Annotated in this window: 14 protein-coding genes and 1 tRNA gene; 13 read left to right on the forward strand and 2 right to left on the reverse strand. The window is 66.6% G+C overall.

Going from position 1 to position 13,292, the window contains the following annotated elements:
- The first annotated feature begins 20 nt into the window (after positions 1-20).
- Positions 21-443: a nucleoside-diphosphate kinase gene (ndk, locus tag B7R24_RS05545; protein WP_116417970.1), complete on the forward strand. Its 423-nt coding sequence runs from the start codon at positions 21-23 to the stop codon at positions 441-443.
- Positions 444-511: 68 nt separating this feature from the next.
- On the opposite strand, the gene B7R24_RS05550 is transcribed toward ndk, so the two are convergent.
- Positions 512-1,120, reverse strand: coding sequence for a vitamin K epoxide reductase family protein (locus tag B7R24_RS05550; RefSeq protein WP_253259289.1), 609 nt, complete (start codon positions 1,118-1,120; stop codon positions 512-514).
- Between the two features lie 307 nt (positions 1,121-1,427).
- Here B7R24_RS05550 and B7R24_RS05555 point away from each other — a divergent pair, with 307 nt between their 5' ends.
- The gene (locus B7R24_RS05555) at positions 1,428-4,304 is read left to right on the forward strand and encodes an Rne/Rng family ribonuclease (RefSeq protein ID WP_116417972.1); all 2,877 of its coding nucleotides are present in this window, start codon (positions 1,428-1,430) and stop codon (positions 4,302-4,304) included.
- 7 nt (positions 4,305-4,311) lie between these two features.
- Here the strand turns inward: B7R24_RS05555 and B7R24_RS05560 are convergent, their stop codons facing one another.
- Positions 4,312-4,590: a DUF4031 domain-containing protein gene (locus B7R24_RS05560; RefSeq protein ID WP_116417973.1), complete on the reverse strand. Its 279-nt coding sequence runs from the start codon at positions 4,588-4,590 to the stop codon at positions 4,312-4,314.
- A 209-nt stretch (positions 4,591-4,799) separates the two neighbouring features.
- Between B7R24_RS05560 and rplU the strand changes: the two genes are divergently transcribed.
- The 11 genes from rplU to B7R24_RS05615 all read left to right on the forward strand — a co-directional run bounded on the left by rplU (position 4,800) and on the right by B7R24_RS05615 (position 13,194).
- Positions 4,800-5,108, forward strand: coding sequence for a 50S ribosomal protein L21 (gene rplU, locus B7R24_RS05565; protein WP_116417974.1), 309 nt, complete (start codon positions 4,800-4,802; stop codon positions 5,106-5,108).
- Positions 5,109-5,124: 16 nt separating this feature from the next.
- The gene (rpmA, locus tag B7R24_RS05570) at positions 5,125-5,427 is read left to right on the forward strand and encodes a 50S ribosomal protein L27 (RefSeq protein WP_116417975.1); all 303 of its coding nucleotides are present in this window, start codon (positions 5,125-5,127) and stop codon (positions 5,425-5,427) included.
- A gap of 86 nt (positions 5,428-5,513) precedes the next feature.
- Positions 5,514-7,124 carry a GTPase ObgE gene (gene obgE, locus B7R24_RS05575; RefSeq protein WP_116417976.1) on the forward strand — a complete coding sequence of 537 codons (1,611 nt, stop codon included), beginning with the start codon at positions 5,514-5,516 and terminating at the stop codon, positions 7,122-7,124.
- Positions 7,121-7,915: a glutamate 5-kinase gene (gene proB, locus B7R24_RS05580; RefSeq protein WP_253259283.1), complete on the forward strand. Its 795-nt coding sequence runs from the start codon at positions 7,121-7,123 to the stop codon at positions 7,913-7,915. The genes obgE and proB overlap by 4 nt, the downstream gene beginning before the upstream one ends.
- Before the next feature lie 62 nt (positions 7,916-7,977).
- The gene (locus tag B7R24_RS05585; RefSeq protein WP_116417977.1) at positions 7,978-9,276 is read left to right on the forward strand and encodes a glutamate-5-semialdehyde dehydrogenase; all 1,299 of its coding nucleotides are present in this window, start codon (positions 7,978-7,980) and stop codon (positions 9,274-9,276) included.
- 116 nt (positions 9,277-9,392) lie between these two features.
- Positions 9,393-9,617 (forward strand): hypothetical protein, encoded by a 225-nt coding sequence (locus B7R24_RS05590; RefSeq protein WP_116417978.1) that lies wholly within the window; start codon positions 9,393-9,395, stop codon positions 9,615-9,617.
- A 47-nt stretch (positions 9,618-9,664) separates the two neighbouring features.
- On the forward strand, positions 9,665-10,285 hold the full coding sequence (nadD, locus tag B7R24_RS05595) for a nicotinate-nucleotide adenylyltransferase (RefSeq protein WP_116417979.1): 621 nt from the start codon (positions 9,665-9,667) through the stop codon (positions 10,283-10,285).
- On the forward strand, positions 10,282-11,562 hold the full coding sequence (locus B7R24_RS05600; RefSeq protein ID WP_147303972.1) for a hypothetical protein: 1,281 nt from the start codon (positions 10,282-10,284) through the stop codon (positions 11,560-11,562). The genes nadD and B7R24_RS05600 overlap by 4 nt, the downstream gene beginning before the upstream one ends.
- 21 nt (positions 11,563-11,583) lie before the next feature.
- Entirely contained in the window at positions 11,584-11,949 is a 366-nt protein-coding gene (gene rsfS, locus B7R24_RS05605; RefSeq protein ID WP_116417981.1) for a ribosome silencing factor, read from the forward strand.
- Between the two features lie 107 nt (positions 11,950-12,056).
- A tRNA-Ala gene (locus B7R24_RS05610) sits at positions 12,057-12,129 on the forward strand.
- Positions 12,130-12,546: 417 nt separating this feature from the next.
- Positions 12,547-13,194, forward strand: coding sequence for a HEPN-associated N-terminal domain-containing protein (locus B7R24_RS05615; RefSeq protein ID WP_147303973.1), 648 nt, complete (start codon positions 12,547-12,549; stop codon positions 13,192-13,194).
- Positions 13,195-13,292 lie beyond the last annotated feature (98 nt).

Raw genomic sequence — 13,292 nt, forward strand, 5'->3', positions numbered from 1 at the left:
CCAGAAAGTAGAACCGCCCCATGACTGCAAATGTCGAAGAGACACTCGTTCTGATCAAGCCCGATGGTGTCGCCCGAAACCTCATCGGCGACATTTTGGCCCGCATCGAGAAGAAGGGGTACCAGCTCGTCGACATCAAACTGTTCGAGCCCTCCCGCACGCTGCTCGCCGCTCACTACGAAGAGCACGAGGGCAAGCCGTTCTACGAGCCCCTGATCGAGTTCATGGAGTCGGGCCCGGTGCTCGCCGTGCGTGTCGTCGGCAACCGGGTGATCGAGGGCTTCCGTTCGCTGGCCGGCACCACCGACCCCACCACCGCGGCGCCCGGAACGATCCGCGGCGACCTCGGCCGTGACTGGGGCCTGAAGGTGCAGCAGAACCTGGTGCACGGCAGCGACTCACCCGAGTCGGCCGCTCGCGAGCTCGCCCTCTGGTTCGACTGACCCGAACCATTGTGCGCAAAAGCACCCAAACCTGACGGTTTGGGTGCTTTTGCGCACAACGCACGCGGTCAGCTGTTGGTGAGTGAGGCGATGACGTCGAGGCGCAGTTGCGCCAGCACGGCCACGACGAGGTACGAGACGATCACGAACAGCCAGAGGAACGGGTAGAACAGCCCCGCGATGCTGCGCACGCCCGCCGGCACCGGGATGTTGCCCTCTCGCAGGTTGTAGACGGTCACGTACCAGAACAGCGGGATGACCACGCTCCAGACAACCATGCAGTACGGGCAGAGTGTGCCCAACACGTAGACGCTCTGCCCGATCAGCCAGATCACGAAGACCAGGGCGGCGACGATGCCGAGGTTGAAGAGCACCCAGAACCAGCGGGCGAAGCGTGCCCCGGCGAGGACGCCGACGCCGACCACGATCACGGCCACGAACGAGGCGACGCCGATGAGGGGGTTCGGAAAGCCGAAGAGGGAGCCCTGGGGACTCGCCATATTCGGGCCGCAGCTGACAAGCACCGAGATGTTGCACGAGGGCACGTAGTTCGGGTTGATCAGCGTCTCGATCTTCTCGAGCGTCAAGACGAATGAGGCGATCCAGCCGATCACGCCCGCCACGACGAGAAAGATCGCGAGGCCCACGGGGCGCCGCGCGGGCAGGGTGTCTTCGATCACTGTGGCATTCTGCCACACGGCCTCACCCCCCGATCTGGGAATGCGTGCGATAATGCCTGTATGTGTTTCGAGCCGCGCTCGAAGACAGCAGAACATGCGCCTGCTGGCGCAGAAGATTTTTCGGGCGACCTGACGAAGGGGGCCCGGGCACAACAGAACACGAAGATCGCCCAGAGCAGAAGCCGGGCGGAGTCGTGAAGGATTTGCGGTACGAACGAGGCGAAGTCAGCCGAGATCGGGCCGCACGAGAGAGTACCCGGTTCGCCTGGCGCGGTCAGCGAACCCGGCAAGGAGTGCACCAGAAATGGTGGAAGAGAATACCCATGACGCCCAGCAACCACCGGCCAAACGTCGGTCGCGGCTGTTCGGTGGCCGCAGAGCCGCACGAAAAGCCGCAGAGCTGACCCAGCCCGATGCACCGGCCGGGGCCCTCAGCCCCGCCGAGCTCACGGCCGCACCCGATCGAACGACCGCGGCGGCGCCAGGCGCCCCCGCGCTGCAGACGGGCGCGACCACAACAGATGTGAAGGTCCCCATGACAGATCCGAACGAACCCACCGAACCGTGGCTCGAGCCCGAGCTCGGGCAGGCACCTGCCGCCGCTCCGTCGCCGGCACCCCGTACGACGACGTCCCTGCTCTTCCAGGCCCCCGACATCCAGCTCCTGCCGCCCCGGCCGGGGCGCGAGCAGGGCGACGACTACGACCGCGACGATCAGGATGACCGGGGTGACGATCGGCCGAACCGCAACCGCGGCGGGCGCGACCCACGCGGCTTCGACGACCGAGACGATCGCGACGGCCGCGACGGCGACGACCGGGGAGACACCACCGTGCGCCGGCGCACCCGCCGCCGCAGCGGCGAGGAGAGCCGCCTGCCCGACGAGCTGCCGCCGAACACCGTGGTCAAGGTGCGCCCGCCGCGCCAGGCGCAGGCCCCCGAGCTCATCACCGAGCCCCAGCGCATCAAGGGCTCCACCCGCCTCGAGGCGAAGAAGCAGCGCCGGCGTGACGGCCGCGACGCCGGCCGCCGCCGACCCGTGATCACCGAGGCCGAGTTCCTGGCCCGCCGCGAGTCCGTCGACCGATCGATGATCGTGCGCTCGAGCCACGACCGCATCCAGATCGGCGTTCTCGAAGACGGTGTCCTGGTCGAGCACTACGTGGCCAAGGCCCAGGATGCCTCGCTCATCGGCAACGTCTACCTCGGCCGCGTGCAGAACGTGCTGCCGAGCATGGAGGCTGCCTTCGTCGACATCGGGCGCGGCCGGAACGCCGTGCTGTATTCCGGCGAAGTCGATTGGGAGGCGGCCGACACCGGCAACCAGCCGCGTCGGATCGAGCTGGCGCTGAAGCCCGGTGACACCGTTCTCGTGCAGGTCACCAAAGACCCCGTGGGTCACAAGGGCGCCCGTCTCACCAGCCAGCTCTCCCTTCCGGGCCGCTACCTCGTCTACGTGCCCAACGGCAACATGAACGGCATCTCCCGAAAGCTGCCCGACACCGAGCGTGCGCGCCTCAAGAAGATCCTCAAAGAGGTTCTGCCCGAGAACGTGGGCGTCATCGTTCGCACCGCGGCCGAGGGTGCCACCGAGGAGCAGCTGACGCTCGATGTGCAGCGGCTCATCAGCCAGTGGTCCTCGATCAGTGACAACCTGAAGGCCCTCCAGGCTCCCGCGCTGTTGCACGGTGAGCCCGATCTGCTGGTCAAGATCATCCGCGACGTCTTCAATGAAGACTTCGGCAAGCTCGTCATCAGTGGGGCGGATGCCCAGGCCACGATCGAGGCATATCTCGCGCAGGTGGCCCCCGACCTGGTCGACCGCATCGAGATCTTCGAGGGCGAGAACGACCCGTTCGACCAGTACCGCATCAATGAGCAGATCGAGAAGGCTCTCGACCGGAAGGTCTGGCTGCCCTCCGGCGGATCGCTCGTCATCGACCGCACAGAGGCCATGACCGTGGTCGACGTCAACACCGGCAAGTTCGTCGGCTCGGGCGGCAACCTCGAAGAGACCGTCACGAAGAACAACCTCGAGGCGGCTGACGAGGTCGTGCGCCAGATGCGCCTGCGCGACATCGGTGGCATCATCGTGGTCGACTTCATCGACATGGTGCTCGAATCGAACCGCGACCTGGTGCTCCGCCGGCTCGTGGAATGCCTCAGCCGCGACCGCACCAAGCACCAGGTCGCCGAGGTCACCTCGCTCGGTCTCGTGCAGATGACGCGCAAGAAGCTCGGCCTCGGTCTGCTCGAATCGTTCAGTGAGCCGTGCGAAGTGTGTGCCGGTCGTGGGGTGGTCGTGCACCACGATCCCACCTCCCGTCGTCACCAGGCGCAGACCCCCCAGCCTGAGCAGCGGCGTGCCCGCAAGGGCGGGCAGGGCTCGAACGGCAACGGGGGTTCTTCGAACGGTGGCAGTGGCAACGGCGGCGGTTCGTCGAACGGCGGCGCCTCGAACGGCTCGCATACCGCTGGTGTGACGCACAGCATCACCCCCGCAGCGCAGTCGGCCCTCGCCAAGATCGCGGCCAGCACCATCGCTGCGGCCAACGGCCAGAAGCCCATTCACGAGGTCACGCTCCAAGAATCGGCGGCTGTCGTCGAGGCGGCCCTCTCGGGGACCCTGCCGACGACGCAGAACGCGGTCGGGACAGATGAGACCGCGACCCCGTCAGAGGGCGCCGAGGCTGGTTCGTCGCCGCGTTCGCGCCGCAGTTCCCGTCGTTCGCGCAGCCAGCGCGCTGCGGCGAGTGCCGAGGCTGCCAGCGCTGACCGCGAAACGGCGGAGGGCAGCAGTTCCCCGCTCGACGATGAGCTCGTCGCCCTGCCGGCCGACGTCTCTGCCGAGCTGGCGCCGGGCGAGCATCCCGCGACCGAGGAGACCGCAGAGCAGCCCGAGGTCGAAGAGCAGCCCGCGGTCGAAGAGCAGCCCGCGGTTGACGCAGCATCGTCTGCCGAGACATCGGCTCCGGATGCCCGGCAGGAGCCCGAGCTGCCCCTCTTCGAGCTTCCCGAGCAGTCGCATCCCGTTCAGCGCGCCAAGCGCGAAGACGCAGAACGCCTGCTCGACTCTGTGCTGGAGGCCCTGCCCGAACCCAAACAGCCCGGCCAGGGGCGCTCGCGCAGCCGCCGGGTGTCGACAGCCGCGCTCAGCGCCCCGGTCGCGCCGACGGAGTAGGAGTCGCCTAGCGGCGGTGCTGAGGGCGGTCCTTCGCGGCCACCCTCAGCCCGCTAGTGCGGAGCGCCAGCACGATCTCGCGCATCGTCGCGGGTTCTGCCCCCGCGGCCACAGCCTCGTCGTAGCGTGCAGCCGGAACGTCGTAGTGGTCGAGGTCGAATCCACGGCGCGGAATGCCCAGGGCCCGGGCGAACGCGTGCAGTTCGCCGAGCGATTCATCACTGACCAGATGAGACCAGAGGGTGTCATGGGCGGGCCAGCGTGGCAGATCGATCAGCACGGTCATCCGGCCAGCCTACAAACGCCCGGGGCTCGCCGGGCGGCTCGAGCGCGTTTGACCGGGGGAGCAGTTCGAAGTAAAGTAGACCGTTGGTGCGCGCACGGCTCTGCCCGCGCTCCCGGGCTGGTACTTTTCCAGAAGATTTCATCGAATATCACAGGTGGTGTCCAACGTCTGTTGGGCGGCACCGAACGTTTAGAGAATAGGTATGTGAAGTGGTTTACGCAGTAGTGCGCGCCGGTGGCCGCCAGGAGAAGGTCGAGGTCGGCACGATCGTCACTCTCGACCGCATCAAGGGTGACAAAGACGGCAACATCCAGCTGGCTGCAGTGCTGCTGGTCGACGGAACGAAGATCACCTCCGACTCGACCAAGCTCGCGAAGGTCAAGGTCACTGCCGAGGTTCTCGAAGACCTCCGCGGCCCGAAGATCGTCATCCAGAAGTTCAAGAACAAGACCGGATACAAGAAGCGCCAGGGCCACCGCCAGGAGCTCACTCGTGTCAAGGTCACCACGATCAAGTAAGGGCAGGTAGACACTCATGGCACACAAAAAAGGCGCGAGTTCCACTCGCAACGGTCGTGACTCCAACGCCCAGCGCCTCGGCGTGAAGCGCTTCGGCGGTCAGGTCGTCTCGGCTGGCGAGATCATCGTCCGCCAGCGCGGTACCCACTTCCACCCCGGCGTCAACGTCGGCCGTGGCGGCGACGACACCCTCTTCGCTCTCGCCGCCGGCGCGGTCGAGTTCGGCAACAAGGGTGGCCGCAAGGTGATCAACATCGTTGCTTCAGCCAAGGCTGTTGCTCCGGTCGGCGCAACCGAGCCCGTCGCGGTGCCTGCCTAGTCAGGTACCTCTTGTTTTGCGCAGGGGCGGGCTTCGGCTCGCCCCTGTTTTTTCGTTAGATGCGTTTTCGATCTTAAGGAGTGCAAATGGCAACGTTTGTTGACCAAGTGACCCTCCATCTTCGAGCCGGCAACGGCGGCAACGGCTGCGTGTCGATCAAGCGTGAGAAGTTCAAGCCGCTCGCCGGTCCCGACGGCGGCAATGGCGGCAACGGTGGCGACATCATCCTCGTCAGCGACCCGCAGACGACGACCATTCTCGACTTCCACCGTCGCCCGCACCGCAGTTCTGAGAACGGCGGTCCCGGCGCCGGTGACCACAAGAGTGGTTTCTCGAGCGAAGACATGATCCTCAATGTTCCCGTCGGCACCGTCGTCAAGTCGGCCGAGGGCGAGACCCTCGTCGACATGGATGAGCCGGGCATCCGCATCGTCGTCGCCCCCGGCGGCCAGGGCGGGCTCGGCAACGCTGCCCTCGCCTCCAGCAAGCGCAAGGCCCCCGGCTTCGCGCTGCTCGGCACGCCCGGCTGGGAGGGCGACGTCTTCCTCGAACTCAAGACGGTCGCCGACGTCGCACTCGTGGGCTATCCCTCCGCCGGCAAGTCGAGCCTCGTCGCCGCAATGTCGGCCGCGAAGCCGAAGATCGCCGACTACCCCTTCACCACCCTGCACCCGAACCTCGGGGTCGTGCAGGCCGGCGAGACCCGGTACACGATCGCCGACGTTCCCGGCCTGATCGAGGGCGCGAGCGAGGGCAAGGGCCTCGGCCTGGAGTTTCTCCGCCACGTCGAGCGCTGCAGCGCGCTGCTGCACGTGCTCGACTGCGCCACCCTCGAGCCCGACCGTGACCCGGTCAGCGACCTCGATATCATCCTCGCCGAGCTGGCTGCGTACCCGGTTCCGGATGGCCAACTGCCGTTGCTCGAACGCCCCCAGCTCATCGCACTGAACAAGATCGATGTGCCCGAGGCGCGGGAGCTGGCGGACTTCGTCAAGCCCGACCTCGAAGCCCGGGGATACCGCGTCTTCGAGATCTCGACAGCGAGCCATGAGGGGCTGCAGGGCCTGTCGTTCGCACTCGCCGAGATCGTGACCACCAGCCGCGCTGAGGCTGCCACCGAAGCATCCGGCCCCCGCATCGTCATCAGACCGAAAGCCGTCGACGATGTCGACTTCCGCGTGGTCGTCGAAGGTGGGTCGTTCGGCAATGTCTACCGCGTTCTCGGCGCCAAGCCCGAGCGCTGGGTGGCGCAGACCGACTTCACGAACGAGGAGGCCATCGGCTTCCTGGCCGACCGGCTCGCGAAGCTCGGTGTCGAAGACGAGCTGTTCCGCGCGGGAGCCGTCGGCGGTTCCACGGTCGTCATCGGCCCGGGCAATGGCATCATCTTCGACTGGGAGCCCACGCTCACCTCGACCGCCGAGCTCGTCACCGCCCCGCGCGGAACCGACTCGCGACTCGATCCCAACCACCGTCGCACCAACCAGACCCGGCGCGAGCGCTATGTGGAACTGATGGACGCGAAGGCCGCCGCGCGCGCCGAACTGGTGCGCGAGAAGGAGGCCGGGCTCTGGGGCGACGAGGAGGCCGACGGGCTCACCGAGCCCGACTACGACGCCGCCACGCCGTCGCCTGCCGCAACGCCGTCGTCTGCGGGAACGCCGTCGTCTGCGGGGTCGCGCGGAGACGAGGAGTGAGCCGAGAGGCCATCTCCACGCGCGATCAGATCCGTTCCGCCTCGCGCGTCGTGGTGAAGGTGGGCTCCTCCTCGATCAGCGGGGAGAACGCCGGGCACATCGGCGTGCTGGTCGCCGCGCTGGCCGAGGCGCACGCGCGGGGAGTGGAGGTCATCCTGGTCTCCTCCGGGGCCATCGCCACCGGCGTGCCCTACCTGCAACTGGATGCCCGGCCCACCGATCTCGCCACGCAGCAGGCTGCGGCCGCCGTGGGCCAGAACGTGCTCATCTACCGCTATCAAGACAGTCTCGACCGCTTCGGCATCGTGGCCGGCCAGGTGCTTCTGACCGCCGGAGACCTGCAGAACGCCAGCCCGCGGGCAAACGCCCAGCGCGCGATGGAGCGGTTGCTGACGCTGCGCATTCTGCCGATCGTGAACGAGAACGACACGGTCGCCACGCACGAGATCCGCTTCGGCGACAACGACCGGCTTGCGGCGCTGGTGTCGGTGCTGGTGAAGGCCGACCTGCTCGTGCTGCTCTCCGACGTGGATGCCCTCTACACGCGCCCGCCGCACGAACCGGGGGCCGTGAAGATCGTGGATGTCGCGGAGGGCGACCTGCTCTCCGACGTCACCTTCGGCGACATCGGGGCAGCCGGCGTGGGTACCGGGGGAGCGGCGACGAAGGTCTCAGCGGCACGGCTGGCCGCCGACAGTGGCACCGCGGTTCTGGTGACCTCGGCCACCCTCGTGAGCGAAGCGCTCGCCGGGTATCCGATCGGTACGTTCTTCACACCTGCCGCCCGCTAGCAGTTGTCCACAGCATCGGCGGCTCCCCGTCGTGCCGGGCGGCGGCGTTCTAGAATCTGAGCATGACCGACACCATTCTCGATTCACCGACGTACCCCACGCCGCCGGTGGCCCCGCCCGCGCTGGGTGACCGGCTGCGGGCCGCTCGCGTGGCCTCCCTCGCGCTCGCCACGGCGAACACCGAGCTGAAGAACCGCGCGCTCGAGGCCATCGCCCGGGCGGTCGGGGCCGGTTCGCCGAACATCCTGCCGGCCAACCGACTCGACCTTGCGAACGGGCGTTCGAACGGGCTGTCGCAGGCGCTGCAAGACCGGCTCGCGCTCAGTGAATCGCGACTGTCGGCGCTCGCCGACGCGGTACTCGAGATCACCGCCCTCGTCGACCCGGTGGGCGAGACCGTGCGCGGGCGGGTGCTGCCGAACGGCATCCGCATCGACCAGGTGCGGGTGCCCTTCGGTGTGGTCGGTGTGATCTACGAGGCGCGTCCGAACGTCACCGTCGACATCGCCGCGCTCGCTCTCAAGAGCGGCAACGCGGTGGTTCTCCGAGGTGGTTCGGCGGCCGAGAACACGAACCGGGTGCTCGTCGGCCTGATCCAGGATGCCCTGGCCTCCGTCGGGCTGCCGAGGGAGTGTGTGCAGACCATCGACGAGTTCGGGCGAGACGGTGCCCGCGAGCTCATGCAGGCGCGGGGGCTGGTCGACGTTCTCATTCCCCGGGGCAGCGCGTCCCTCATCGAAACCGTCGTCGCAGAGTCGAAGGTGCCCGTCATCGAGACCGGGGCAGGCGTGGTGCACGTCTTCCTCGACGAGAGCGCCGACGAACAGTGGTCGGTCGACATCGTGCAGAACGCCAAGGTGCAGCGGCCGAGTGTCTGCAACGCCCTCGAGACGCTGCTTGTGCACCGGGGTGCCGCAGCCCGGCTGGTGCCTCCGGTGCTTGCCCGACTGCGTGAAGACGGGGTCGTCATCCACGCCGACGACGAGACGCGTGCCCTCTTTTCTGACGCCGTGCCGGCGACGGAAGAAGACTGGCAGACCGAGTACATGAGCCTCGACATCTCGGTGCGGGTCGTCAGCGACATCGATGAGGCAATGCAACACATCCGTCAGTACTCGACCCACCACACGGAGTCGATCATCACCAACGACCTCGGCAACGCAGAGCGGTTCCTCACCGAGGTCGACTCGGCCGCCGTGATGGTCAATGCGTCGACGCGCTTCACCGACGGTGGCGAGTTCGGTTTCGGTGCCGAAGTGGGCATCAGCACCCAGAAACTCCACGCGCGCGGTCCGATGGGGTTGCCCGAACTCACCAGTACGAAGTGGTTGGTGCGGGGTTCCGGCCAGGTGCGCGGGTAGACGCGGGGTTCTGCCGGGCATCCGTCGCCCGGGTGCAGTCTGAGCGGCAGAAGCGCCGTGAGCCGGTAGAGTTGAAGCGCGGCCCGGTTGGCCGCTCATGAGCAACAGGAGAACGAATGTCCGTCGTGACCAGTGCGATCGTCTTGAGTGAAGGGGCCGTCAACCATCTGCCGTTCCCGGGCGTCTTCTTCGGCCTGATCGCCTTCGCCATCTTCCTGGCGTGCGGCTTCGTCATGTGGAGCTACCGGGATGTCGCCAACCGTCATCCGCGCAAGTCCGCCGAGTTCGCACAGTCGCACGACCTGCACGGTCATGGTGACCGTACCGGCGCCGACCACTGAGTTCCTCCGCCACACGCTCCGCATTCCGAAGTGTCAGCGCCGCACCGATGACCGCCCTGTCCGAAGTGGTCCCGGGCGCGCCGCGTCGGCCGCGCATCGGCATCATGGGCGGCACCTTCGACCCCATCCACCACGGCCACCTCGTGGCGGCCAGCGAGGTGGCCCAGTTCTTCGACCTCGACACCGTTCTCTTCGTTCCCACAGGTTCGCCCTGGCAGAAGACCGTGGTCACCGAGGCCGAGCACCGCTATCTGATGACCGTCATCGCCACGGCGTCGAATCCCCGGTTCACCGTCAGCCGCGTCGACATCGACCGCGACGGGCCGACATACACGATCGACACCCTTCGCGACCTGAAGGCCGCGAACCCCGACGCAGACCTGTTCTTCATCTCGGGGGCCGACGCCATCGCGCAGATCCTCGGCTGGAAGGACTCCGAGGAGCTCTGGTCGCTCGCCCACTTCGTGGCCGTCTCACGGCCGGGTCACACGCTGGCCATTTCCGCTTTACCGCGACAAGACGTAAGCTATTTGGAAGTTCCGGCGCTCGCGATCTCGTCGACTGACTGTCGCGGGCGGGTAGGCCGGGGATTCCCAGTGTGGTACTTGGTACCCGACGGTGTAGTTCAATACATCACCAAGCATCACCTATATCGGAGTGTTGAATGACTGTGCCTCACGACGAGCAGCCGCTCACCCGGCGTGCGCTCCGTGAACTCGAACGCCAGAAACCGCGCAAGCAGCAGAAGGAAGACGCGAAAGCGGCAGACGAGGGAGAAGCTCAGCGCCGTGCCGCCGAGGTGGCTTCCGTCGACGCCCCTGATCCAGCCGCGGTGCCCGCGGCCGCCGAAGCCCCTGTGGTCGCTGCGTCACCCGCTGTGGCAGAGTCGCCGGTTGTCGAACCCGTCGTCGAGACGCCCGTCGTCGAGTCGCCCGTCGTCGAGTCGCCCGTGGGCGGGGCGCCCGCTGAGGTTCAGCCTGCAGCCGAGTCGCCTGCGGGCGAATCCGCCGTTCCCTTCGCCCCGTCCTCGGCCGTGGCCGCAACTCCCGCGCTCAGCCGTCGCGCCCGTCGCGCACTCTCCGCCGATCATCCGCTGGCCGACTCGCAGCCCGGCAGCGCGCAACCCGCCGACCGCTCGGCGAACCCCGTCACCGGCCCGATCATCGCCGAGATCATCCCCGAGACGCCCCCGACCGACAGCATCGAGATCGTCGACACCGGCGCCGTCGAAACTGTCGAGCCGCTCGCCGCCGACCCCGCCCCCGCCTCGGGCGATCCGAGTGACACCAGCGAGGTCGCTGTTCCCGTCGAGGAGCTGATCGTCGTAGACGAGGCCGTCGACCCCGATGTCGCCAGCCAGGAAGACGAGGAGTTCGCCGAGATCGACGACACCACCGCTCCCGAGGCCGTGCACGTCATCACCATCGACGAGAACCCCTCGGGACCGATCCTGTCACCGCTGTTTCCGGCCCCCGCCGACCGCGAGGTCACACGGGTCGACCCCACCGACTCCTCATTCGACAACCTGGTCGCTTCGCGTGGTGTCGGAGCGTCGAACAGCGTGGCCACGACGAGCGCACTCGTACTCCCGTCGGTTCCGCATCACGGCGACGTCGGAACGGCACTCGACGAGACCGGCGAGGTCATCATCACCGGGTCGATCGACCTCCCCATGAGCCTCGGCTCGATGGGTGCGGCGCCGGCCGACGGCCTCGAATCCTCCGAACTCGACGCGTACCTCGACCCCGACGGCGACGTCGGGTCTGACGTCGCACCCGTCAGCGCGACGCGTGCCGTCAGTACGCATGGCTCCAACTCTGGGCTCATCGCACCGCCCAAACGCAGCCGGGCGAACGCTCCGGTCATCCTCCTCGTGATCGCCAGTACGCTCGCTGTCGGAGTCGTCGGGCTTCTCGTCGCCGTCTTTGCTTTCAGAATCTTCTAAACGTCAGGTGATCCTCTCTTCGTGACCGCAACCGCCCGTTCCATCGAACTCACCCAGCTCGCCGCCCGCGCGGCCGACTCCAAGCAGGCCGAGAACCTCGTCGCCCTCGATGTCTCCGGCCCCCTGCCGCTGACCGACGTGTTCCTCGTCGCCTCGGGTCGCAACGAACCGAACGTGCGAGCCATCGCCGAAGAGGTCATCGAGAAGCTCGAGGAGTTCGGCGCCAAGCTTTTGCGCCGCGAGGGCCTGTCTGAGGGCCGCTGGGTGCTGCTCGACTTCGGAGACCTCATCGTGCACGTCTTCCACGACGAAGACCGCCTCTACTACTCCCTCGAGCGCCTCTGGAAGGACTGCCCGGTGGTGCCGCTCACCGTGACCGTCGCCTAGGTTCCGGATGCACGTGGTACCCACCAGAGACCGACTCGGTTTCGCGGCTGGGCACAGCGTGTAGTAGTCTGGGCAAGTTGTTTGGAGCGGAAACGTTCACACATCACGGGGCTGTGGCGCAGTTGGTAGCGCACCTGCATGGCATGCAGGGGGTCAGGGGTTCGAATCCCCTCAGCTCCACCGATACGACGCTCGACGCGACATGCGTCGGGCGTCGTTTTTGCTGGTCGGGGCTGGCTTTACGCAGAATCTTGGTATGTCGTTCTGACACGTTTTGCTCGTTGATTTCATGGAGACTCACGAATGCAGCGGCGAGATCTTCATTAAGGCCCGTGGCTAGGGTGTTCTACTCGGAGAACGATCGAAAGCACGTGCGGATGAGACATCCGGCACCATTCGGAGTTTCGATCGCCATTACCCCGGCTTCGTGATCGATCATCGGCGCGTCCGTCGGTTTCCCGCGCGTTCGGATTGAGCCCTTATAAGGTGTTTGTGTAGCGGGAGCACAACTGGCTGATAGGCGACGAGACTGATGGGGATTGGATGAGTGGAGCAAGCGAGTACCAGCTACTCTCAGACGACCGGGGATGGCGCGATGTGGGAAAGATCATCTGCAGCACGTGTGTCGATGATGTTGCTCTTGGTGAGGCTATCCGCGCCGAAGGAGGGGAAGAGCCGTGCGACTACTGCGGACGGACACCCGTCCCGCCCGAAGCGTCAGCGGCCGTCGAGGTCATTCTGGCGCTCATCGTGGAAGGCTTTGAGTACGAGTACGAAGATCCAGTGAACCAGGTCTTGTATTCGTCAGCGGACGGCGGCTTCCAGATGGGCGGCCAGCGCATCACTGCCGATCTGCTCATGGATCACGGGATCACAGAAGATGAAGATCTCTTCAGCGACCTCCAGAATGCGATCGTCGGGGAGCTCTGGGTGCAGCGAGACCCATATGCGGCGTCGCCAGTTCAAGCCCTGCAGTGGGGGTGGAGTGGGTTCCGGGACTTTGTGAAGCACCAGCGGCGCTATACGTTCCTCATTGGAGACGACGCGAATTCGCTTTATGACAGTGGCGGCGAGATCAGTATGGCGCGCGTGCCGTCAGCGGTAGCCGATGCGGTGCGCGATGCCGGTCACATCACCGTGCTGAAGGCAGGCGCTACCTTTTGGCGCATCCGGCCGCACTCACGAGGTGAAGTCCACAAGACCGCTGCTGCCTTAGCCTCGATCCACCGACGTTCTTGGGTGTGAGGGGGTCCGCGGTGTTGTCGGGCTGACTGAGGCGCTGGCTGGTGTTGCGCGCGGCGGAGCCGCGAGCCTCGCTGCCCGTGGTGTTCCACTTGGTCATC

Source organism: Subtercola boreus, assembly GCF_003399645.1.
GTDB lineage: Bacteria > Actinomycetota > Actinomycetes > Actinomycetales > Microbacteriaceae > Subtercola > Subtercola boreus_A.